The organism is Verrucosispora sp. CNZ293, from assembly GCF_002754655.1.
The window spans coordinates 6,277,344-6,299,785 of record NZ_PEFR01000001.1; the positions used below are offsets into that span (position 1 = coordinate 6,277,344).

19 protein-coding genes are annotated in these 22,442 nt (G+C 68.0%); 11 read left to right on the plus strand and 8 right to left on the minus strand.

Going from position 1 to position 22,442, the window contains the following annotated elements; all coding sequences use genetic code 11:
• Nucleotides 1-27 precede the first annotated feature (27 nt).
• From CLT74_RS28655 to CLT74_RS30310, 3 genes are all read left to right on the plus strand, one after another.
• Complete coding sequence (locus tag CLT74_RS28655) at nt 28-264, plus strand: hypothetical protein (protein ID WP_143697212.1); 237 nt, start codon at nt 28-30, stop codon at nt 262-264.
• A 506-nt stretch (nt 265-770) separates the two neighbouring features.
• On the plus strand, nt 771-1,202 hold the full coding sequence (locus tag CLT74_RS30305; RefSeq protein ID WP_143697213.1) for a hypothetical protein: 432 nt from the start codon (nt 771-773) through the stop codon (nt 1,200-1,202).
• 98 nt (nt 1,203-1,300) lie between these two features.
• Complete coding sequence (locus CLT74_RS30310; RefSeq protein WP_143697214.1) at nt 1,301-1,846, plus strand: hypothetical protein; 546 nt, start codon at nt 1,301-1,303, stop codon at nt 1,844-1,846.
• A gap of 36 nt (nt 1,847-1,882) precedes the next feature.
• On the opposite strand, the gene CLT74_RS28665 is transcribed toward CLT74_RS30310, so the two are convergent.
• From CLT74_RS28665 to CLT74_RS28675, 3 genes are all read right to left on the minus strand, one after another.
• Nucleotides 1,883-3,295: a replication initiator gene (locus CLT74_RS28665; protein ID WP_199172278.1), complete on the minus strand. Its 1,413-nt coding sequence runs from the start codon at nt 3,293-3,295 to the stop codon at nt 1,883-1,885.
• Nucleotides 3,296-3,436: 141 nt separating this feature from the next.
• A complete protein-coding gene (locus CLT74_RS28670; protein ID WP_099850579.1) occupies nt 3,437-4,933 on the minus strand; it encodes an FtsK/SpoIIIE domain-containing protein in 1,497 nt (498 codons plus the stop codon).
• Entirely contained in the window at nt 4,930-5,316 is a 387-nt protein-coding gene (locus CLT74_RS28675) for a hypothetical protein (RefSeq protein ID WP_143697215.1), read from the minus strand. Before CLT74_RS28675 ends, CLT74_RS28670 begins: the two co-directional genes overlap by 4 nt.
• A gap of 1,419 nt (nt 5,317-6,735) precedes the next feature.
• Here CLT74_RS28675 and CLT74_RS28680 point away from each other — a divergent pair.
• A complete protein-coding gene (locus tag CLT74_RS28680; protein ID WP_486582657.1) occupies nt 6,736-7,740 on the plus strand; it encodes a sigma-70 RNA polymerase sigma factor region 4 domain-containing protein in 1,005 nt (334 codons plus the stop codon).
• 61 nt (nt 7,741-7,801) lie between these two features.
• On the opposite strand, the gene CLT74_RS31610 is transcribed toward CLT74_RS28680, so the two are convergent.
• Nucleotides 7,802-8,314: a hypothetical protein gene (locus CLT74_RS31610; RefSeq protein WP_486582659.1), complete on the minus strand. Its 513-nt coding sequence runs from the start codon at nt 8,312-8,314 to the stop codon at nt 7,802-7,804.
• 438 nt (nt 8,315-8,752) lie between these two features.
• Between CLT74_RS31610 and CLT74_RS28690 the strand changes: the two genes are divergently transcribed.
• A complete protein-coding gene (locus tag CLT74_RS28690; RefSeq protein WP_486582660.1) occupies nt 8,753-10,084 on the plus strand; it encodes a UDP-N-acetylmuramoyl-tripeptide--D-alanyl-D-alanine ligase in 1,332 nt (443 codons plus the stop codon).
• A 3-nt stretch (nt 10,085-10,087) separates the two neighbouring features.
• Here the strand turns inward: CLT74_RS28690 and murC are convergent, their stop codons facing one another.
• A complete protein-coding gene (gene murC, locus CLT74_RS28695; RefSeq protein ID WP_099850586.1) occupies nt 10,088-11,533 on the minus strand; it encodes a UDP-N-acetylmuramate--L-alanine ligase in 1,446 nt (481 codons plus the stop codon).
• Between the two features lie 909 nt (nt 11,534-12,442).
• Here murC and CLT74_RS28705 point away from each other — a divergent pair.
• From CLT74_RS28705 to CLT74_RS28725, 6 genes are all read left to right on the plus strand, one after another.
• Entirely contained in the window at nt 12,443-13,837 is a 1,395-nt protein-coding gene (locus tag CLT74_RS28705) for an NsdA family TPR-like regulatory protein (RefSeq protein ID WP_099850587.1), read from the plus strand.
• A gap of 32 nt (nt 13,838-13,869) precedes the next feature.
• On the plus strand, nt 13,870-14,355 hold the full coding sequence (locus CLT74_RS28710) for an SAM-dependent methyltransferase (protein WP_099850589.1): 486 nt from the start codon (nt 13,870-13,872) through the stop codon (nt 14,353-14,355).
• Between the two features lie 355 nt (nt 14,356-14,710).
• Entirely contained in the window at nt 14,711-15,352 is a 642-nt protein-coding gene (locus tag CLT74_RS30315; protein WP_143697217.1) for a hypothetical protein, read from the plus strand.
• Complete coding sequence (locus CLT74_RS30320) at nt 15,349-16,122, plus strand: hypothetical protein (protein WP_143697218.1); 774 nt, start codon at nt 15,349-15,351, stop codon at nt 16,120-16,122. Before CLT74_RS30315 ends, CLT74_RS30320 begins: the two co-directional genes overlap by 4 nt.
• Before the next feature lie 381 nt (nt 16,123-16,503).
• Nucleotides 16,504-16,713 (plus strand): type II toxin-antitoxin system RelE/ParE family toxin, encoded by a 210-nt coding sequence (locus tag CLT74_RS28720; protein ID WP_099850593.1) that lies wholly within the window; start codon nt 16,504-16,506, stop codon nt 16,711-16,713.
• The gene (locus CLT74_RS28725; protein ID WP_486582662.1) at nt 16,713-16,997 is read left to right on the plus strand and encodes a helix-turn-helix domain-containing protein; all 285 of its coding nucleotides are present in this window, start codon (nt 16,713-16,715) and stop codon (nt 16,995-16,997) included. Before CLT74_RS28720 ends, CLT74_RS28725 begins: the two co-directional genes overlap by 1 nt.
• Before the next feature lie 345 nt (nt 16,998-17,342).
• On the opposite strand, the gene CLT74_RS28730 is transcribed toward CLT74_RS28725, so the two are convergent.
• The 3 genes from CLT74_RS28730 to CLT74_RS28745 all read right to left on the minus strand — a co-directional run bounded on the left by CLT74_RS28730 (nt 17,343) and on the right by CLT74_RS28745 (nt 22,163).
• Nucleotides 17,343-19,625 carry a lanthionine synthetase LanC family protein gene (locus CLT74_RS28730; RefSeq protein WP_099850595.1) on the minus strand — a complete coding sequence of 761 codons (2,283 nt, stop codon included), beginning with the start codon at nt 19,623-19,625 and terminating at the stop codon, nt 17,343-17,345.
• The gene (locus tag CLT74_RS28735; protein ID WP_099850597.1) at nt 19,601-20,626 is read right to left on the minus strand and encodes a hypothetical protein; all 1,026 of its coding nucleotides are present in this window, start codon (nt 20,624-20,626) and stop codon (nt 19,601-19,603) included. Before CLT74_RS28735 ends, CLT74_RS28730 begins: the two co-directional genes overlap by 25 nt.
• Nucleotides 20,627-21,275: 649 nt before the next feature.
• Nucleotides 21,276-22,163, minus strand: a complete 888-nt coding sequence (locus CLT74_RS28745) for a bifunctional alpha/beta hydrolase/GNAT family N-acetyltransferase (protein ID WP_099850601.1) — start codon at nt 22,161-22,163, stop codon at nt 21,276-21,278.
• Nucleotides 22,164-22,442 lie beyond the last annotated feature (279 nt).

Here is a 22,442-nt window from a genome sequence, read left to right on the forward strand (position 1 = left end):
CCTCGATGGTTCGATGGAAGGTGAGTCATGCGACGACGTCGGGTGGTCGAGGCCGCTCAGGGATTGCCGGCGCTCCCCGGCGAGGAGAAGCGCGACCAGCAGGTGAAGATCCGCCTTACCTCTAGCGAGGTGGAAAAGCTGGTGAGTTTGCGGCCGGATCTCACCGCCGCCGGCATCGTCGCGCTTCTTGTCGATGACGTGCTATACGGTCGGCATGTTCCTCAGTGGACCGTCAAGTCAAGTGACGGCCCGAACCCCGAGTAGTTCCAGAATCCCCGGAACAGGCACGACGTAGCTTCGCCCGACGCGCAGCACCCGCACGGGGAATTGTCCACGCTTGGCGAGGGCGTACGCCTTGCTCCGGCCGATACCGAGAATCGCTCCGGCAGTCTCCACATCCGTTGTCACGCCAAGGGCGCGAATGGCGTCAATGGTCCAAGGGCTGTCAGTCGTGGTGCTCATTGCGTGTCTCCTTGAGGGGTGGCAAACGTTCAAACGAGCGTCGTGGGCGGCATCGCGAGTGGCTTGGAGGTCGTCCGCGATGGGGCGGCGAACCTGGCCTGTCCGGCGGCATGGCCAGCCTCAGCAAGTTCCACTGCACTCCCACGACCTCGGCGTCCTTAGTCGCACTTGTCCTCGGACGGGCGAGGTCTGAGTTGTAGGTGTAGAAATTGTTGCGACATGTCCTCCTCCCGTCGGGAATCCGACACTCGGCCGCTTTCGGCCGTTTGGCTGGTCTCCATGGCACTTAGCTGGTGTATCCATGCAGGATGGACGTCGATGTCGCACAGACTGCCGCTGCCGCGATGCCTTACGTAACGGCCGCAGTAACGGCCTACGGGGTGACTACCTTAGATAAGGCGCGAAACGCGGTGGTCGACGGAGCCTCCGACGCTACAGTCCGAGTTGGTCATCAGATATTGAACCGACTCCTTAATAGAGAACAGTCCTCGGAGGCCATTGAGGGGGCTGTGATCGACGTTGCGGCGGGAGAAGACGAGGCCGACATCGCCCTGCGATTGCAGATCCGCAAAGCAATAGCAGCCGATCCCGATCTCGCTTCCGCGATCGCAAGCCTCCTGCCTGAAAGTAACGATTCCCGCCAGTACACCATCCGGTGGCAAAGCAACACCGGATCGGGCAACATTATCAATGGAAATAACTACGGAAGCATCAATCCGGCCGCAGGCACGGTGAACTAATGGTCGAATCTAGCCCTTCGTGGGAGATGCCTTCGATCCAAACGAACTCGGGACCAGGCTCCATCGTCAACGGCCACAACTTCGGTCGCATTGAGACGATGGATGCCAAGACGAAGGCCGTGTTGGAGAAGATCTCATCCGACGCTCCTAAACTAGGTGCACTGCTCAAGCAGGCGCTCCGAGACGGCGTAATTTCACCTGACGCGGCCATGTCGCTTAGCATGGCGGCACGCAACATCAATGAGGATGTAGCGGAGGCGCTTTGGGCGGCTAGTCGGAACATCAACTATGAAGTGGCCGAGATGCTCATGGTCTCGTCTCACAGCATCAATCCGCAGGTGGCATCAAAAATCTCCCAAGCCGCCGATGAGCTCGATGAACTCCCACGAAGACTTGAACAGATCACCGCCGAGATGCGCGCAGTGGCCCGCCAAGTCGAGGAACTGTCCAGCGTCGTACACGCCTCCGGCAATTTCGAAAGCAATATCTCTGCCATTTTGGGAGCATCCGAGAATTTGGCCATGGCGGCCAATCAAGTCGCTCCACAGCCAAAGCCGGGGCGCTTTCTCTGGGGTTTTCTCTTGGGCGTCCTGCTCGTGGTTGCAGCTCTAGGCTTCTTTGCCTATAGCACCAAGGGTGCGTAGACACATCACAAGCCCGTGAAGTAGCACCGATAGATTTCAGCGTCCGTCGCTCCTCCCTCCCACCTTTGCGTCATGAGCGGCGTCGCGGGCAGCTTGCAGGTCGTCTGCGATGGCGTCCGCGAACATGGCTTGCCCGGCGGTGTGGCCGGTTCCGGCGTAGGTCCAGTGCTTGTCGGTGACGGCGTCGGCAGTGTCATCGTGGGTGTCCTCCTGGTTGTGGTCGCGGCGGTGTTGTTCACGGGCGGCGCGTAACGCGGTGTAGGTGGTCGAGTAGGCGCGGCTTTTCGTGGCGATGTGGCCTCGGTAGCCGAGCTGGTGTGCCCACCGCCGCAGGTTCAGCGCCTTGTACTCCGGCTGACCGCCGAGGGTCCAGCAGGTACGGATGAGCGTGCGAGCGTGCTCGGTGACAGGGAGTACCGAAATGGTGATGACGTCGCGGATGGGCCGGTCCACGGTGATGCCGGCGACATCAGGCTTGGTGACGTACTTGGCGATGTAGGAGGCCACGGCCCGCTCGGAGAGATCGTCGTCGCCGCCGTGACCGGGCAAGATGGGTCGGATATCGAGCTGCGCGCCGAAGCGCAAGATGGTGTCCAGGCCAGGCACGGCCAGGTGCACGCGCCGCGTTGCGGTGCGGATGGTCTGCACCAGGAGTGCCAGGGTGGCCCAGGCCGGCGGTGGGGTGTCGGGGGTGGGGCCGTCGAAGCGCATGACGGCGTGGAAGTGGACCGATCCGCGCCGCTGGTACTCCGCGACTTTGGCGTAGGCGACGCGGACTGCGTTGCGGGCGGCGGTGCGGGAGATGCCGCGTGCGGTGGCGATGGCTTCGTAGAGGCTGCGGTGCAGCCGTTGCCACAGGTCGCGGGTGTGGGCGTTCCACACCACCGCGGCCGGGTAGTCGTAGCACTCGGCGCAGATCGGGGCACCGGTGAGCGGGTCGCCGGGCGGGTGCCGGTCGAGGCACCACAGGGGCCGGCCGTGGCCGCAGACGAGCCCACGACGACCGCGTGAGGGTCGGCAGGGTTCGTCGGTGGTGTGCCGATGGACCGGGCCGAAGCTGGGCGCGGTGAACGTGACGAACACGCGCGGATGGCTTCTCACGGTGTCGGGGACGCCCTTGCCACCAGCGAGCCCCGACACGACGAGTTGGTACGTGTCGCCCTGGTGCAGCCGGGAGCACGGTTCGCAGCGGGACTGCCGCCGGTTTCCGCAGGCGATGGTGAGCCGCCCGTGCGGCTGCTCGGCCGAGGTGAAGGCGTGCACCAGGCGACCGGTAGAAGCGTCCACGGTCAGCGTGTGGCCGACCAGGTGCACCGGGTGTTGGCAACCGCCGATGTGGCGCACACGGGCCAACCACGCCCGGAAGTCGGGGTGCGTGGCGGTGGACAGGATCTCTCGGTCAGTGAACGACAGGCCGGAGTCAGGCCCGCCGGGGGCGGGGGTGGGCATGGTGGTCCTCTGCTCCTCGCGTAGGGATGGCCGGCGTCGGGGTGCCGATCCGGTGGTGGTCCGTCGTCACCGGTCGGTGGAGCGGGGCGGGATGGTCGTGGTCGCATCGGTTACCTCCGTTCGCATCGGGCTGGCCGCAGGTCAGGCGGCGGGTGGGGTGAGGCCGGGCAGGACCGGCGCCAGGTGTGCCGTGGCGGCGATGACGGCCGCCAACTGCTGCGGCGGCAGGTAGACCGAGCGGGCCCGGATCCAGCCCGCGTGGTCGGCGGTGGTGACCGCGATGCCCTTCACGGCGGGGTCGATCTGCTGGGCGGCTTCCACCGCGTCCGGGTAGAGGTCACCCAAGGTCATGTCCACGGTTTCCTCATCGTTGACCCGCAGACAGATCCGCCCGGCGAGCTGGGCACGCAACGCGGTCACGCCGGGACCGAGGTCGGAGCCGACCCGTTGCCCGGCCACGACCAGGTGCACGCCGAGGGCCGCGCCGAGCTGCGCCAATCGCAGCAGGTTCGTGGTCGCCCGCAGCGCTTCGTCCTTGTCCGCGCGGGAGGCGACCAGGTACAGCTCTGCCAACTCGTCGACGATCACGACGACCGGAACCGGCCGCACCTCGGGCGGGAGCTGCCAGATGTTGCGCGCCCCGTGCTGGCGGCACAGGCTCATCCGCCGCTGTGTCTCCGTGACGAGTGCGGCCAGGATGTCCGCTGCTTCCGCCCGGTCGGTGGCCAGAGCGGACAGCCGGGGTGCGTGTGGGGCCAGCTCCATGCCGCCCTTGCAGTCGATCCCGACCAGCGCCACCGGTCGCGCCGCCCACCGCGCTACGGCGGCGTTGATGAGCGTGGACTTGCCTGACTGCGTGGCCCCGGTGATCAGCCAGTGCGGGAAGGTCACCAGGTCGATCACCCACCGCTGTCCGTCCTCCCGCTGCCCCACGTCGGTCGCCAGGTCTGCCGGCACCGCCACCGCCGAGGCAGGCGGTTGGATGGCCTTCGAGGGGTGGGAGGTCATCGCGGCCTCCTTCGGTGGTGGCCCGGTCGCCCAGGTCGCCGTCTCCGTCCGCTGCGCGGTGAGGGGGTCGGCGGTGAGGATGGTCAACCGGACCCGGCCGCGTAGTCGCGCGTCGACCCGTACGGCGTGCACACCCCAGGCGTGTGCCATCGCCTCCGCCGCGTTGACGAACGGCTCCGGGATCTGTCCGGGGTGCAGCAGGATCACCGCTGTCGCCCCGAAGGAGCGGGGTCGGATACGCCGCAGCAGCGGCAGGACCGGCATGATCAGCCGACCCTTGACCAGCAGCGGCCCGAGTTGCCCGGTGGTGGGCCGGTCGGTGCCGGTCAACTGCGCGTTGAGGCACAGGTGCCGCCAGGAGCGGCGCATCCGCATGCGCAGGAGCGCAAACCCGAACAGGTACCAGTGCGCGCGGGGTGCCAGCTGGCGCAGCAGCCGCGACACCACGGCCAGCGCCACGACGACGGCCACCAGGACTACGGCGGCGGTGATGATCGTGGGTAGCCACGCCTGAAGCTGGTCGAGGGTGACCCCCGGGAAGCGCGGCACGAAGCCGGGAATCCCGGGGGCCATCGACGGTGACGGCGTAGGCGTCGGCGAAGCGGCCGGCATCACTACTGCGGCGATCATGAGCCGGTGGCCTTACCGCCACGCTCCCGCTGGGGCGGGGTCGGCACCGCAGGCGAGCCACCACCGTTGCCGGGCCGCTTCGGGTAGATCGACGCCGCCTTGTAGGACAATCCGTGCCGGCCCTCAATCTCCCACAGCGACACGTCCAGCTCGGTCACACCGACCGGGCTTCCCTCCGTCACGCCTTCCGGCTGGGCGGAGGTCTGCACGTCGATCACCGACGCCTTGCGCGTGCCTGCGCGACGCACCGCAATGCCCGTCACCCACAGGTGGTTTCCGTCGCGGTCCTTACGTTGCTCGCCGTCGAGATCGGTCTTGGGCTCCGGCGCGGCCACGCACAGCAGGCCGGTCAGACGAGAAAGATCAACAGGGATGCTGTTCACAACAAACTCCAAAGATTGGATGGGTGGTGCTCGGAGGTGGTGCCGTACAGGTGGTGCGGTAGTCGGGACAGGGGCAGCACGCAGCCCGGCAGCCGGGGCGGACCGCGACTCCGCACCACCGGTACGAGGCACGACCGGAACGGCTCCGCGAGGGCGCGGCAGTAGCGAGAAGGCATGGCAGACCTCCGAATAGGACAGATGGCAGCGACTGCGCCGCCCAGAACCAGGACGAGCAGGACGGACCGAGCCGGGGTCGAGGCGACCCAGGTCGGCGACCCGGAGGCCGGGTAGACAGACCGAGCGCGACGCGCTCCGGGCGAGCGGACGCGGCAACGACTCGCAGCCGGACGCCCAGGAGCGGACGGCACCACGAGGAACGGCGCGGGCCCCGCGCACCGGGCGACTGGCGATCACGGCCAGGACGCCAGGATTGAGGCGGGCATGGTCGACACCCCGGAGGGGCGGAGGTGCGTACGAGTTTCCCTACTTGGTCAAGAAGCGGGATCGGCATGGCCGGTCCCGCGAGACAGGGGAGTGGGGAAAGGAGCGGTGGGCGGGGTCGGGGGCTGCGGCCTGGCGGCCGGTCCCCCGCCCCGCCCCAGAGAGAACAGAGCGCACACGACACTGGGGACGACCAGTAGCCAACAACCAGGCGTCAGCCTCACGCCGCACCCCGATCACGGGTGCACACCACCCCGACTCCGACCACAGCGGACGACGGCACGGCGACCTCGCCCGTCGGCAAGTCGGGCGGGTAGCCGGGTCGCCATCGCCATCAGGACGTCAGCCGACACGCCCGAGCCGCGACCGATTCTCACCGATGCGGCCAACACCGGCCGAAACCGCCGGCCACAGCATCAAGAGCGCCGACGACGCCCATACGGTCGATTCCACGGCCGGGCTTTGAGGTGCTGCCGCGCCGGCAAGCCGGCTTGCCCCGAATGCCGAGGCTTAGCAGCGCGAACGCGACGGCAGCAGGCATGACGCCACCGCCGGTCATCCACGGTCCGACATCGCCGATCCTTATCCTCCTCCTCATGCCGCCGCGCTGCGCGCACGGATCCTTCTACCTACCAAAGGGGACCGCCAGAGGCCCGGATATTCCAAGATCAACAAATTGGTGGGCGCAACTCGAAGATTTCTTCAGGCCCGCGCGTACGCTCAGAGATCAAGCTCTGGCCGACATGGGGGGTCGGTCCGGCTGTCGGTTGTGAAGCCGAGCGACGACGAGGGTTCGCAGCGGGGCCACGAAAACGGCATGGCACCCACGAGCGATCTCGCACGCTTGTGCGACTCCCGGCGGTGTCCGGAGCACGCCGGGCCGCATCAGGGGGCCAGCGTCGACCCGGCTCATCACCGCCGACAGGCGGCCTGGCGTGTCCCACCCAGCCCGAGGCGACGTTGGGAGGACACGAACCCGTGCCCGAACACCGAGTGCCTGCAAGGCACCCCCACGGCATAGCCCTGCCCGGCCAACTCACCTTCTCCGCACCACCACCCGGCGCCGACGCTGCGCCCGACCCGGTTGCCGCCCTCGTCCAACAGAAGGCGCTGCCCGCCGGCCAAGTGCTCTCCGCAGCCATCACGCTCTGCCGCGTCGGCGTGCCGAAAGGCTGGCTCACCGGCACCGACGACCCCCGCCCTGCCCGCGCCGATGAGGTGCTGCGCCGCCTGCTGGCCGACGACGCCACCCGCGAGATCAAAGACCAGGTATGGAGACACATCGTCGTCCACGTCCGCGACGACCCCGACAACCGCGAAGACTGGAACCTCTACGCCCTCGGCGTCGCCGCCCGTGGACTTCTCTCCCGCGCCGCCCGCCTCGCCATGCCTGACGACCCCGCGAAGCGCGTGGTCGCAGCCCAATACACGCTGATATACGCCTTCCTCGACCGGATGCAAGCCACCGTGACCACCACGGCCGGCACTCGGTGGCGGCTGGACATCGACCGGCCCAACGTCTACTCCCGGCTACTCGGCGGCGCGTACGACCACGCCAGCGGACGCACCGAGCACCGTCGCAAGCAGCTCACCCGCCGCCACGACGAGACCGCCGCCGAGCACCAAGCCCGCATCACACGCCTGCGCGAGGATGAGCCCCGAGAGGTGCCCGTGGGCGGCGACGACGAGATCAGCGCCCACCACGCCCAGCGCCACGACGGACCCGACCGGCGAGGCATGGATGCCGTCATCGCCCGCCTACAAGAGTTCGTCGCGCAGTCCGCCCAGATGCCACCCGCCGACCGGATCGACCCCGCCAGCGCCGAACTTCTGCGACGTACCTACCTCGACGGCGAACCCCTCGGCCAGGTCGCCGCCGAGCTGAACCTGTCGCCCAGCAACGCATCGAAGCGCCGCGCCACCGCCGTACGGCAACTCCGCCGGCTCATCGCCCGTATACCGCAGCAGCGACCGCCCAGCTAGAAGCCGAGTCCGGCCGCTCCGTGAACGTCGCACCGCACCCACGAGACGGCCGGACAGCCCTTTAGGCGACCGGCGCCACCGGCCGCGCGTACTTGTCCCCGCCCCACCCATAGCGCGCCGCCTCGGCCACGACACGCGTCACCGCTTCTTGGATCAGCTCACGGGACTCCGTGTCGTCCTCCACCCGCCAGCCGTAGCGGGACGTCGCATCCAGGAACACCACGATGGCGTTGACGATCGGACTGACCCGGAACACCAGTGACCACGACGGCCCGTGCACTCGCAGCACCACCCCGCCGTCACCGGGAACGACCCGCAGGACGCCCGGCCCACCCCGCTCCACCACAGCGGCAGCATCGACAAAGGGTTGCTGCATCGCCGGATCATCGCCCAACCGCGCCGGCAACACCTGTTGCGCGAGCACGTCCGTCCCCGCACGCCACGGGTCGATTGTCGGCTGATCCGCAAGGCTGTTCGCCACCTGATCCGCCAGCGCCCGACGACGCCGCGACGCCTCGGACAACCCGCGAGGCTCGGCAGCACGCTTGCCCAGCGGCACAGCCGGATCACCCACCGGCAACACCATCACCGGCGCGTCCGCGCCTTCCGCCTGAGCACGCCACACCTGATCATGGGCCAGTTCGGACCGCAGGTTGTACAGATCATCAGCCCAGGACGCCCAAGCCGCCCGCGTACGCGGCTTCGGCAGCACCCACAGCACCGACCGCAAGCGCCGACGCGTCGACCGCCGAGCCCATACGCTCCGGCGACCGGCAGGCGAATTGCGGTGCATAAACACAGCTTGGCACAGTGCCAGTAGCGCTAGCGACAGTTGGCATCGTGCCAATTGGGCTATTGCCAGTAGCTACCGGTGCGCAGACATCCGCGATCCGGCTACAGCCCTCGTTCCGCCGACCGCAGACGGTAGGTTCATCACGTGTTTCCGATGACTCTGCAAGAGATCACGGCCGTTGTCGGCGGAGCCGTCCACGACGCTCCCCAAGGCGTGACCGTGACCGCCCCAGTTGTGTTCGACAGCCGACGCGTCGAGGCCGGCGGCATGTTCGTGGCGCTGCCCGGTGAGCGCGTGGACGGGCACGACTACGCCGCCCAGGCGATCGAGGCCGGCGCGGCAGCGGTGCTGGCGTCACGGCCAGTCGGAGTACCCGCCGTGGTCGTCGAGGACGTGCCCACCGCCTACGGGCGACTCGCCCGCGCGGTGGTGGACCGGCTGCCGCAAACCACCGTGATCGGGGTGACCGGCTCGGTGGGCAAGACGTCGACCAAGGACATCCTCGCCCAGGTGTTACCCACGTGGGGTGCCACGGTGGCCAACCGGGCGTCGAACAACAACGAGCTTGGGTTGCCGTACACGGTCACCCGCGCCACCGCCGACACCCGCTATCTGGTGTTGGAGATGGGCGCACGCGGCATAGGCCACGTGGCCTACCTGACCCGCATCGCCCCACCCACCGTCAGCGTCGTCACCCGCGTCGGACACGCCCATCTCGGCGAGTTCGGGTCGGTGGAGAACATCGCCCAGGCCAAGGGTGAAATCGTGGAAGCGCTACCCGACGCCCGCGACGGCGGGTTGGCGGTGCTCAACGGCGACGATGTGTTGGTGGCCGCGATGGCGAGCCGTACCCGCGCCCGGGTGTTGACCTACGGCATCGACAACCGGGCTAACGTGCGCGCCGAGCGCGTGACCGTGGACGAGTTGGGCCGCGCTGGCTTCCGGCTGATGCACGACGGCCAGGCCGCCGAGGTGCGGCTGCGTCTCTACGGGCTGCACCAGGCGTCCAACGCGCTGGCCGCCGCCACGGTTGCCCTCGGTCTGGGGCACCCGATCGAGGCGGTAGCCGAGGCCGTGTCACAAGCCGAGGCAGTGTCGCCGGGTCGAATGCAGGTCAGCACCCGCGCCGACGGGGTGACCGTCATCAACGACGCCTACAACGCCGCGCCCGACGCGATGCGGGCCGCGTTGCGGGCCTTGCACGCGATGGCCGGCGACGGTCGGCGGGCGGTCGCGGTGCTCGGGGAGATGGCCGAGCTGGGCGAGCACGCCGCACAGGTGCACCGCGAGATCGGGCAACAGGTGGCCGAGATCGGAGCCGGGTGGCTGGTCGCCATCGGCGGAGCCGACGCCGAGCAGTACGCGACCGGAGCAGCCGGCAACGGCACGGCCGTAGACCGGGCGGGCAATGTGGCCGAGGCGTGGGAGTTGCTGCGCGACGGGTTGCGGCCGGGCGACGTGGTGTTGGTCAAGGCAGCCAACAGCGCCGGGCTCCTCGCGCTCGCGGACAAGCTGATCGAGGAACCCGGCGCTGTCACCGCCCAGGCGTAGGACTCACGCGGACAGCGCGACCTCGGTCCGGCTGCTCAGGGCGTCAAGGATCGCCGCACCGTAGCCGGTTACGTCACCGGTGCCCATCGTCAGCACCACGTCACCGCGGCCAGCCATCCGCCCGATGAGCCGCGCCGCCTGGTCCGGGCCGAGCGGCAGGCAGTAGTCGCCCTCGCGCAGCCGGGCCATGATCGCGGAGGCGTCCGCCACGGGTCGACCGGTCGGCACCGTGCCGTGCACATCCAGGAGCAGGACGTGATCGGCCTTGTCCGCCAGAACGCCGCCGATGCGTTCCCCGAACGCCAGGACGCGGGCGTGCCCGGACGGCTGGAACACCACGAACACCCGACCCCGCGCCAGGGTGCGCGCGGCATCCAGATCGGCGGCGATCTCGTGCGGGTGATCGGCGTAGGAGTCGATCACCGTCACCCCGGCCCGGGTGTCGATGTGCTCGAACCGCCGACGCACCCCGGCGAAAGAGCACACTGCCCCGGCCACGTCGCCGGGGTCCAGGCCCAGCGCCGCCGCGCACGCAATGGCCGCCGCCGCGTTGTCCAGGTGGTGCGCCGCCGGAGTCGGCAGGGCCAGCCGGACCTCCGTTCCGTTCGGCATCCGCACCGTCGCGGACGCACTCCAGCCCTCGGCGTGCACGTCCAACAGCCGCACGTCCGCTGTCCGGTCCCGGCCATAGCGCAGTACCGTCAGATCGGGACGCTCGTCGGCGATTACATCGGCGGCCACCGTCGCCCCCACGCAATCCGCGTTGACGATCAGGAACCCGTCGGGGGCGACCCGTCCGCCGAACCCGACGTAGGCACGCAGAACCTCGGCATGGCTGACGAAGTTCTCCGGGTGGTCGTCGGTCACGTTCGTGATGACCGCGATCGACGGAGTGAGGAAGTGGAACGAGCGATCCGACTCGTCTGCCTCCGCCACCAACAGCCGCGACGCGCCGAGGTGGGCGCCAGAGCCGACCTTGGCCACGTCGGCACCGATCAGGTAACTCGGATCGTGCCCAAGCGTGCGCAGGATGTAAGCGAGCATGCCCGCCGTGGTGGACTTGCCGTGCGACCCGGACACTGCCACTAGCCGCCGCGCGGCGGCCAACACGTCGAGGACCTGCGCCCGGTGCACCACCGGGACGCCCGCGACCCGGGCCGCACGCACCTCGGGCGCGTTCTGCGCGACGGTGGTGTAGACGACGCAGCTAGCGCCCTCGATGTGCGCCGGGTCGTGCCCGACCCGCACTCGCACGCCGGCCGCACGCAGCGCCGCCAGCGTGGCCGAGTCACGTAGATCGCTGCCGCTGACCTCGTGACCCAACTCGGCCAACAGCCGCGCCAGGCCGGACATCGCGCAACCGCCGATGCCCACGAAGTGCGGACGGGACAGGTCGATCGGACCGGTGTACGCCTCGATTGTCGGGTTACCAGTGATCGTGTCGGTCATGGTGCCGTGTCTCCTTCGGTAGAACTGGGGGTGTTGCCAGGAGCGGACGTACAGAACAGCTCGCCTCCCTCCACTCGTGCGATTCCTTGCGCGCGGCCGACCTGGCCTCGGGTCACCACCTCGGCCGCGCGGGTCCAATCGATCTGCGCCGGCCAATCCGCCGGCTCGGCCCCAGACGGCGGGCAGGCAGGCCCAGGAGCCGAGCTGGTTGGCCACACCGGTGCAGGAGACCGGTGCCCCTTGCGCGCGGCGCGGCAGGTTGGGCAGGCGCATGGCCGGCCGCCGGGGAAGCGGCGCGACCGGTGCGGGCGGTGCCTGGGACGGATCAGGTCATCGTCGTCATCCATGAGAAGGGGCCTGCTCGGCAGCGGTCCGTGGCGCTGCGCCGAAGTAGTGCGATCCGCCCACCCGTCGTGCGCCGATCAACTCCGGACGCGTCGCCCCCGGGACCCGGCGCGGTAGGCGTAGCGCGAGGCGGAACACCCGCACGGCGCTGTCACGGACAGAGCAGGACCCGAGCGACCCACAGCCGATGCACCGCCCGTCCGAACTCGATACCGCGTGCCGGTTCAGCTCGGCTTGCGCGATATCGATCTGACCACCACCGAGGTAAGTCGTCACGTGATCTGCCTCCCAAGGGGGGTGGGGCACGCCGCGTAGATCCATCCACGCTGGTTACACGGCGTGCCCCGCCCATCGCCCACCACCACGGCGCGCGCCGCTCGTAGCAATGGGGAGCCCGTTGCGGTCTCCGGTATGCAAGACCGGGGCGATATGGCCTAATGTGCACCAGGTTGGCCGCTGTCTTGCGTACCTATAGCGAATCGCAAACCACAGCCCGTAGGTACGCTGTGACGCACGTTGAAGCGGTGAACGTGGTGAAAGATCGACTAAAGGCGGGGGTGTGCTGTGCCGCAACCAGGACCCGGCAACGCCAAGCTCGCAGCCGTCATCGCGGAAGCAGGTATGTCCCACGCCGAGGTTGCACGAGCGCTGGTCCGCGTCGCCCAGGAGAGCAACGCCAACGAGTTCGCCGGAGTGGGCCGCTCCCACGTCTCCCACTGGATCGCCGGCTCCAAGCCCTCGGGCCGCGCACCTGTGCTGCTCTGTGAAGCGCTGTCTCGAAAGCTCGGCCGGGTCGTCACTCTCGACGAGATCGGGTTGCCCGGACAACCGCTGTCCTCAGCGGACATGCTCGGTTGGCAGGTCGATACGCTGTCAGCGCTAACCGAACTCGGGAGAGTCGACGTGGACGCTGAACGCAGACGCGTTCTCAGCACTGCCGCCTACTCGCTCGCCGCGCTGGCGCTGCCGTCCGATCGCTGGTGGACGTACATGGCCGAGCGCGGCCAGACACGCGGCGCAGCAGTAGGCCGGCGCGTGAGCAAGGGCGACGTCGAGGCAGTGATCGACATGGTTTCGCTGTTCTCACGCGTCGACCAACGGCGGGGCGGCGGACACGCCCGCTCGGCAGTCGTCCAGTACCTCACCTCCGACGTGGCGACCTACCTACGCGGACGGTACGCCGACGAAACCCTCAGACGTGACATGTTCACCGCCGCCAGCGAGCTGGCCTACCTGGCGGGCTGGATGGCATTCGACAACGGCGAGCACAACGTCGGCCAGCACTATTTCAATGTGGCAGTGAAGCTGGCCGCCGAAGCCGACAATCCGGCGATGGCAGGCCATGTCCTACGGGCGATGGCGCACCAGGCGGTCGACCTCGGACACCACAAGCACGCTCTCGACCTGGCAGCGGCTTCCGTCGACGGTAAGCGCTACGAGTCCGCGTCCCCAAGAGAGCGCGCACTACTAGGAGTGGTCCACGCTCGCGCGCTCGCAGTGAATGGCGAGAGGCAACAGTCCGCCCGCGCGCTACTCCGCGCCGAGGATGAGTTGTCCTCCGCTACCCAAAGCGATGACGAACCCGGGAGGGTCTTCTTCTTCGCGGAGGCCAGCCTGGCTCACGAGACTGCCTGCGCGCTCCGCGACACGGGCGACCTAGCGGGCGCAGCGAGACACTTCCGCCGCAGCGTGAAGACCCGGAAAGCTTCGGCCTTCACGCGCACCCATGCAGTCACCCTCGGATACATGGGAGCAGTGCAGGCACGACAGGGCGAGATCGAGGAAGCCTGCGGCACGTGGTCCCGCGCGTTGGACGCGATGGATGGCGTCCGCTCGGGCCGCACTCGCCAAGTGGCCGCCGACATGCGCGCCATCCTGGCCCCCTACGCCCGCCGCAACATCCGAGCGGTCCGAGACATCGACGTACGAGCGAAGACGTACCTGTCAACGTTCGCCTAGACGACAGCCAGCCCAGAAGACCGGAGACCGCGATGACAGCCGAGAATTTCACCATCGAGCCCATTGCGCATGTCGTCGGAGGGCGGACGAAGCCGACCGACGACTACTGGGGCGGCAGCCGCGCGATTATCCGGATCGATGGTGAGCGTTTCACTCCTGCCGCTACCAAAGGGCTTGAAGAGTTCTCGCACCTAGAGATCGTCTTCCGCTTCCACCTCACCGACCCCACGGACCTGCACCTAGGCGCACGCCGCCCGAGAGACAACCCTGAATGGCCCGAGGTGGGCATCTTCGGCCACCGCAACATGCGCCGCATCAACTGGTTGGGCGTCTCTCGGTGCCGACTCGTCAAGGTTGATGGCCTTGATCTTCACGTCGAAGAGCTGGATGCCGTGGACGGTACGCCCGTTCTTGACATCAAGCCCTGGTTCTTGGAGTTCGGCCCGAGAGGCGAGGTGCATCAAGCCGAATGGACTACCCAGATGCTGAGGCAGTACTTCGCCACGAACCTCGGGTAGGGGGTGGCGGCAGCGTCACGCCTGAAACTCTCGAAGGGGAAAAGGAACTCTCCTCAACCGCCCTTCCGGGGCTTCCAGGCAGACCAAGCCACTCGACCAGTCACCGCTCCGCTCATCGACGACAGGAAGACTTCACCCAGTTGATCTCTGCGGGCGGCGGAAAGCCTACCCGTCAGGCCAAGGGACTGACTGGCGCTCGACGTCGGGCTGAGGATCTGTCGGCCTCAAGTGGCGAATCCATCGTCCAAAGTTCCAAAACGGAGCGTCGGGTCCTCGAATCGCGATGATCAGCTTTACAAAGCCACCGCCGAGCAAGAGAATGACCTGTTCATCACCGTTGGAGCAGGGAGGGCCAGTGGCCGAGAGGGATTTCCAGCAACTGCTGGATGTAATGCCCAAGATCGCTGAAGCAGTGAAGGATCTTCCGGATGGGCTCAAAGAGCGGGCTTTCGAGGAGTTGATCAGCACCTTCAAGGGAATACCGTCCCCGCGAACGGCCCCTCCGCAGGCGCTCGTTAACCCGCCACAGCCGACCCTACCTGAGACTACTTCGACTTCCACGGAAGGGCCTGAATCAGAGTCAACCGCGGCCGGGGGTCGGTCGCGGACGACTAAGAAGCCTGCAAACTCTCGGAAATCCTCAGCCCGCCGTACTTGGACGGCGGTCCGTGACATCGATTTCCGACCGCCGGAGAAGCAATCTTTTCGGGACCTTGTAGCCGAAAAGAACCCAGCCTCGATCGACCAGAAGAATCTGCTGGCGGTTTACTGGCTTGAGTTGGTCTACGGGCTCCACGAGATCCACGCTGGCCACATTCTTGCAGCCTACAAGGAGGCAAGCTGGAGGGAACCGGCGCAGCCCGACACGCAGCTCCGAAACACGGCTAGCCGCAAGCAGTGGATCGACACGAAGAGCATGAAGGCGATCAAGACAACGCCTCGCGGGCGCAACACCGTCGACCACGACATGCCGCTTCCCTTGAAAGCTACGAAGTGACGCTCGATGCGGCGACGGCTCTGGCGCACTTGCCGCCAGGGCTACGCGCCGAACTAGTCGAGGAGTTCGGCAAGATCGCACGGAACTACCGGGAGAGGCGATGGGAAGCGGCCGAACTGGACGGCGGGCGCTTCTCCGAGGTCGCCTACACGATCCTTGCGGGCTACCTGGACGGAGGCAACTACCCAAACACGGCCAGCAAGCCTCAGAGATTTGATCAAGCCTGCAAGCAGCTCGAATCGGCAAGCGGCACCCACTACCCGAAGTCTGCAAGAGTGACTGTTCCACGTCTCCTTGTGGCACTCTATGACATTCGCAACAACCGAGGCGTGTCGCATGTGGGGGCAGAGGTCAACGCCAACCACATGGATTCCGAGTTCGTGCTGCACGCCACCCAGTGGGTAATGGCAGAGTTTGTGCGCATTTTTCACGGCACGGATCTTCAGACGGCAACGGGCGTCGTTGACGCTCTTGTTGAGCGCACCGTTCCCCTAATATGGGAAGTCGGTGACGTCAAACGGGTACTTGATCCAAACATGAAACTGGCCGACGCAACTCTACTCCTACTGCACTCATCCTCCTCGCCATTAACCGATAGAGGGTTGGCTAAATACCTTGAGCAAGACCGACTTACAAATTATAAGAGGGTACTGAAACGGCTCCATGCCGAACGACTTGTCGAGTACAATGAGCCGGTAGGCACCGTAACGCTTTCGCCACTGGGAACTAGAGCCGTAGAAGATCGGATCCTACCACGGCAAGTATTGTAGCCCTGGGCAGTAATTATCTATTTCGGCATCGATTCCTCCCGACACGCGAGCCTCACAGCCAGACTGACGAATCTGTGGGCAGGGGCGGCGGCGTACGAACACATAGTGCGTGGATGAGCCCGGGGTGAGCCCGGACGGTCTAGCACCCCTCACTACCAAGCCCTATGGATCGAGATCCGCAGGGGTATCTAGCTGGACATATAGATACCCCTGCGGACTGCCAAGTACCCGGGATCACGAGCCGGATTTAACTCATAATCCCTCGGTCGCGGGTTCGAGTCCCGCCCGCCCCACCATTGAACGCGATCATGCTGCCGACCTGCGCGTTTGCGGTTCGCATGGTAGGCGTGGCAGCAGAATTTTGCGCTCAGAGGGTCGAGCATCGGCAATCTCAAGGAGCTGCGACCGAGGTCTGGGCGGGACCTCGCGATCCGGGTTCTGTTCGTCTTTGATCCCTGGTCGCAGGCGGTGCTGTTGGTGGCTGGCAACAAGGCCGGAGACTGGTCTCGATGGTATGAGGAAATGATCCCGGTCGCCGAGGTCGCCTACGAGGGCTGGCTCGCCATTGAGAGGAAGCGGAGGGAGGGCTGATGAGCGACTTCCATGATTGGGACGACATCCGTGCCGAGTTGCACGACGGGGACGACGACGCGCTCGATGTGGAGCGCGCCCGCACGGAGGCATGGATCAGCGCGTTCCATCTGGCCGAGGAGCGTAAGCGTCTCGGGCTCACCCAGCGGCAGGTTGCCGAGCTGATGGGGGTCACCCCCGGCCGGGTCAAGTCAGATCGAGAACGGCGATCTGGAGGCCAACGAGGTCGCGACCCTGCGTCGGTACGCGCGAGCACTGGGCGCCCGGATGCGGATCATTTTTGACTATGGCAGCGATCTCCGTCAGATCGCCTGATCCCGCCCTGGGCCTATGAACCGCGCTCCTGACCTGCGCACCCGCAGCGGGAACGGGTCACCGGCGATAGTCGCTGGTTGGTTCGCTGGTGGGACCTCCGGCCCACCAACAGCTGCTGAGCTGCGAAAGACTGCGGCAGCTAACGTCGTCCCACAGGTAGACACCCGCACCCGCGACCACGCGGGCAGGGTCGGTGGCGCTGCCGATGGTCTTCGCCCGCCAATGATTTGTCGACCTCCACCGACACCCGAACCAGGGTGAAATCTGGGACGTCCAACGGCAGCGCATCTCGAAGGTACGGACCCGGCAGGCCGTCAAGGATCAGTGCAAGGTGACGGGAACTGCACGAGCGCGTCGACGAGTGGAAGGACGAACCGCTCGTCGTGCACACCCTCCGCGACGGCGTGCAAACCTGCACGGCCCTTCACCAGACCGTGCGGGCCGAGGTGGTGCAGGTCGCCCGCCGCCCGCCCGAGATCGGCCTCCGCGCGCCCGTGCCACGACGTCTCACCTGTGGCGTGTGCGAGGCGTCCGAGCGCGTAGGCGCGTCCGGTCACGCCGCAGCACAGGTCGAGACCGCGCGGTTCGGCGGCGAGGGCGACGCGCATCGCCGCCTCGGCATCTGTCAGGTACGCGGGCTCGCCCAGCGCAGAGGCGGCGGCCAGGAACAGCAGCGTGAGGCCGGCGGCCCCGTTGCACCACGTCGCCTCCCAGCCCGGCCGACACCACCGGCTCGGGGTCGCGGAGATCCGAGCGAGGTGCTCGGCGGCCATCGCGGCGGCGGACGGTTCCGGTGACACGGAATGCCAGGCAAGGACGGCCAGCAGGTGCCCGGGCGTGCCGTGGGCCAGGCCCACGCTTCTCGCGGTGTCGCCGATTCGCCCCGCCAGGGCTCCCGCCGCCGTCGCCCCGGCGTGCCGCAGGCGATCGTCTCCGCCGGTCAGCGTCACCAGGTGGGCGTCAAGCAGGACGCACGACGCCAGGCCGTGCGTCAGATCCACCGGACCGTCGCCGTCGCGGTAGCGGTCGTGTTCGCGCAGGTAGGCCCGGACGGCGGTCTCGCGGGCGACGCGGTCGTCCAGCGCACAGGCAGTCATGACCCGGGCGGCGAGGACGCCTGGCCGGCCGTGCCAGGCCCCTCCGTTCGGATCCAGTCGCCCGTCGGCAGGCAGCCCCGCCGCCTCCTCCGACCACAGGTCTGCCCAGGCCAACAGGAGCGGGTCGGGCGTGACCGCGCTCGCCGCCAGTAACGCCAGAGCCGTCCCGGCCCCGCCGGCCGCCGCTGACGGCGGCACCGGCCCGCCCGTACGGGCGGGGGAGAGGTACGCGTTCCATCGGCCGGCTCGCGGACCACGGGCAGGAGAGGCGCCGGACCGGCCGGTTTTCTCCACTCGCTCCTCGCCCGGTGCCTCGGTGACGGATTCGGACGCCGCGGTGAACGCGGCGGTGAACGCGGCCAGGTCGGGCCAGCGGTCCTCGGGATCGACGGCCAGGGCACGCCGGAGGGCCGCGAGGACCTCCGACAGTTCGCCGGCCGACCGGCGGGCGAACTCCTCGCTGAGCTCGCCCCGTGCCAACGCCGCCTCCGCCGCTCCGGCGGTGACCGGCCGTTCGTAATGCTGCTCGCCGGTGATCAGGAAGTAGACAAGTGCCGCCATGCTGTACTGCTCGGCCGCAGCGGAGTTCGGCGGCTGTGGTGATCCGGTCAGGCGGGCCTGGGCCCACTGGGGGTCCATGAACCGCGGCACGCCATGCTGCCCGCGCGGCCGGGTCAGCGCCGACGCGTAACGGAAGTCGATGGCGACGATCGCGCCGTCATCGGTCAGCAGGTAGTTTCCGCCGTGCACGTCCCCGTGCAGCAAGCCGCGATCGTGGATGAGCGCCAGTGTCCGGACCATCGTCGCGCAGGCCCGCACCAGCCGGGGAAGGGAGGCACGGCGCAGCCCGGCGGCCCGGTGGTCGATGCGGCGGCCGTCCACGTGCTCCAGCATCAGCAGCGGTCGGCCGTGCTCGTCGGCGGACCGCGCGAGCACGGCGGGAACGGGCACGCCGGCGGCACCCAACAGGCGCAGGGCGGCGGCCTCGCGGCGGTGCCCGCGGCGCGCGGCCGTGTCGCCGGGGCGGCGGGCGAGCTTGACCACCGCCCGCCCGGTCGCACCGCCCTCGACGACGTAGACGTCGCCGTCCTCGTAGGACTGGAGGCAGCGCTGGACGGGCCGGCCGGCCAGGAGGTCCCCTGGGCCGTAAAGAGGGCCGGTGCCCGCGGCATCCTCCTCCGTCATCAGGATCCCGATCTTCCGCAACCGCATCAGGGAGGAGAAGCTGTCGTCGAGGATGCGTTCGGCGGCCTGTTCGGTTCCGGCCGCTCGGCGGGCGATCGCCTCGGCGACGGTGGACGGCGTGCGGAACTCCTCGAGCAGCGCGTACAGCGGGCCGCTGACGAAGATCGAGGACCGGCGACTGGCCCGCCGTCCGAGCGCCACGCCCGCGTCGTCGTACTGGCCGCCCAGCGCCTCCCGGTCGGCGGGGGAAAGGTCGCGGGCGCGCACCGCCAGGAGGTCCGCTGGAAACGTCAGCCTCTGATCGGCCAGGTACATGCCGCCTCCTGCCACGACCAGCGTCGAGTGTCGATTCCCGCGAGCGTCAGCCGTTCGAGGGCGGCAGCCACCCGTTCGATCCGCGGCCGGCCCCGGCTCGCGACGAGCGTCTCGGCCGCCAGCCGGCAGATGTTCAGCCGCCAGCTGGCCCGCTCCCGGGTTGCCGGGCGCCCGGGCGTGTCAGCGGGGTCGCTGGCCGTACGGACCAGGTCGCCGGCGGCCGTGACGGCGGCGAAGGGCAAGGGATGGACCCGGCAGGGCCCGACGGCGTCGGCGACGCGTTCGGCGAGCTCGTCGGCCAGCCCGGCGTCGTCCAGGAACAGCACGAACTTGTCCGGGCGCAGCAGCGTGGGCAGGTCGTAGCCGAGCTTGAAGCCGGTCACGGCGCGGTGCCGGAGGACCGGGACGCTCGCTCGCAGAACGCCCGGGAGGTCCGAGGGCGAGCAGCACACGTACAGCTTGCCGGCCGCGGCGGGGGACGCGGGCCGGGTCCAGCGTCGCCACACCCACGTTTCGCGGGTGCGGCGGAGCGGGCGGAATCCGTCCAGGGCCGCCTCGGCCTCGGTGACCCCCAGCCAGTGGGCCACGGCGTCTTCGTCCGGCAGGCGCCGGACCCAATCGGCCGTCACGGGAAGGCGGCCGAAGAAGTAGAGGCGTCGGGTCAGTTCCTCGGCGGTCAACCGGGTGAATGTGGCGCCCCACGTGAGCGCGGCGACTTCGGCGGAATCGTCGTCGGCGGCCGCGATCCATTCCGGTGGGGGTGGCGGCGCGGGGGTGACCCGGAGAACTCCATCGAGTTCGAGCGCCCGAAGCACGCTGGGCGCCAGCCCGGTCGCGCTCGGCGTCGTCCCGTTCCCATCGGCCATGCGGCGTAGTGGTCCGGCGATTTCCTCGGGAAGGAGCTTGGCGCGTTCCGGTGCGCCGTCGGCTGGCACGAGCCGGGTGGGGGACTGGAACCGCCAAATCTCGCTGAGGCTGACCGACTCACCTGGCGCGATCATTTTTTCGGTCGCTGCGGTTGGTTTCTCGCGATCTCGTCGAGATTTTCTAGCGCATTTTTCAGGGATTCTCGGAGAAGGGTGAGCTCGACGTTCTCGAATCTACCGGCTCGGCCACCCTGGTCGGCTGGATCTGGTGCGGGATCCTCGGGCTTCGGCTTCGGCTCCGGCTCCGGCTCCGGTGGCGGGCTGGGGGCGGTGCCGGTGCAGGTGCACGTACAGGAGCAGGTGCAGGTGCAGCTACAACTGCATCCGCACCCCCCGGCGTCGGCGTCTACGTAACCAAGGTCGCCGAGGTGTTTTCCGTGCCCGACCAGCACTCCTGCGGGAAGAACATGATCCTCGATCCGAATGGAGAGGTTGCTGATCTTGTATTCCGCCATTGTCGGCTCCCCGGATTGCTGAATAGTTGCACCCATTACACCCCCGGGCCGGAAAGCGGGCAATGGTCGGGCGAGACCGATCAAGGACAGCGCACTCTGCGGGCGGCTCCTTTGCTGTTGTTTGGTACGAGAGAACCTCCGAGTGCAAACGGTGGGCGAGGTCGCTGATCGGGCGGATGAGGCAAATGTTGATCAGGCGGCGGACCTCGTTGACCGTGAGCTTGATCAGTCCGGTGTCGGCCGGTTCCTGGTCGGCGGCGTCGCGGTATTCACCGGGAACCGCGGCGCAGATCGGCCACCTCGTTTGACGGCGTGAAGCCGGCCGAGGCGTAGGTAGCTACGGCGCCGACGTTGGAACTCTGCACGCACACACTCGCGCTGGACGCACCCATGTCGCGAAGGGCCGCAGCGGCGGCAAGCGTGATCGCCGTGCCGTAACCATGGCCTCGGTGACTGCGGTGGACGCCCATCGGTTCCAGCAGTCCTGGTCGCCCCGGGCCGGCTGACCACACAGCCGCGACTGCCACGGCCTCGTCGTTCTGATCGAATGCGGCGAGGCAGCGTGCGTCAGCGTAGAACGGACCACCGGCCATGGCGAGCCAACGCCCGACCGTGCGGCGCCGGTCGGCATCGCTGAAGGGTGAGCCGCGGAACGCGGACCAGTGGACGCCGACCCACACCTCGGCGCGATCGGGTTCGATCGTCTCGATGCGCAGACCGCAGTCCTTCACCGGGTCCGAGAGACCGTGGTGGAACGTTGTCCACGGCTCATCCCGCTCCCAACCCCGCTCCAGCAGCAGCTGGGTGAGACGCTCCGCACCTCGGGCTTCGACGGTCGCACCGTCGGGATCCAGGACACGCCCTGGGGCGTCCAGATCAACGGCGAGATGGCGGGCCAGTGCCTCGTCATCACGCCAGTCGGGAGCGACGGCCATGCGCACCAGGTCGGGGCCGTCCAGCAGCCCGAGCGCGACAACCTCCCCGTCGCGCAACCACATCCGGATGGCGGCCGCCGTAGCCTCGGCACCACGTAACGAGTGCCAGCCGAGATCGCCGGAATGCAGATGCAGCGGTCCCCCGTCGTACTGCCACCGCTTGAGCGCGTCCACTGCTGGTGACAGCTCATCAACGCGCGGGGTGCTCAGAATGATGCTCATGGTGCACCCAAACCCAAAGAGTGGCCTGGCACCATCGTTTTTCGAAGCAGCCGGCGCTCGTCACGGTCGCGGAAGGTCTGTATCCAGTCGTCACGAGGCCGTCGGAAGCCGATCCGGAACGGCGAAGAACAATTTTGCGCTGCCATCTACCGTGGGCGCGAACAACCCAAGGGCGACGTCCCGGGGAGGCGGCGTGGTTAAGCGGTACCGGCGGCGTGCACGAGGGACGCAATCGGGGACCATCGGGCAGTCGGTTAGCCCGGTCCAGCAGGAGCCTCA

Bases quoted from the DNA above. Each gene is read 5' to 3' on its own strand.
- CLT74_RS28710 (WP_099850589.1), top strand. From the start codon at position 13,870: ATGACAGCCGAGAATTTCACCATCGAGCCCATTGCGCATGTCGTCGGA.
- CLT74_RS28735 (WP_099850597.1), bottom strand. From the start codon at position 20,626: ATGATCGCGCCAGGTGAGTCGGTCAGCCTCAGCGAGATTTGGCGGTTC.
- CLT74_RS28725 (WP_486582662.1), top strand. From the start codon at position 16,713: ATGAGCGACTTCCATGATTGGGACGACATCCGTGCCGAGTTGCACGAC.
- CLT74_RS30305 (WP_143697213.1), top strand. From the start codon at position 771: ATGGACGTCGATGTCGCACAGACTGCCGCTGCCGCGATGCCTTACGTA.
- CLT74_RS30310 (WP_143697214.1), top strand. From the start codon at position 1,301: ATGGATGCCAAGACGAAGGCCGTGTTGGAGAAGATCTCATCCGACGCT.
- CLT74_RS28745 (WP_099850601.1), bottom strand. From the start codon at position 22,163: ATGAGCATCATTCTGAGCACCCCGCGCGTTGATGAGCTGTCACCAGCA.
- CLT74_RS28655 (WP_143697212.1), top strand. From the start codon at position 28: ATGCGACGACGTCGGGTGGTCGAGGCCGCTCAGGGATTGCCGGCGCTC.
- CLT74_RS28665 (WP_199172278.1), bottom strand. From the start codon at position 3,295: ATGCCCACCCCCGCCCCCGGCGGGCCTGACTCCGGCCTGTCGTTCACT.
- murC (WP_099850586.1), bottom strand. From the start codon at position 11,533: ATGACCGACACGATCACTGGTAACCCGACAATCGAGGCGTACACCGGT.
- CLT74_RS28670 (WP_099850579.1), bottom strand. From the start codon at position 4,933: ATGATCGCCGCAGTAGTGATGCCGGCCGCTTCGCCGACGCCTACGCCG.
- CLT74_RS28730 (WP_099850595.1), bottom strand. From the start codon at position 19,625: ATGTACCTGGCCGATCAGAGGCTGACGTTTCCAGCGGACCTCCTGGCG.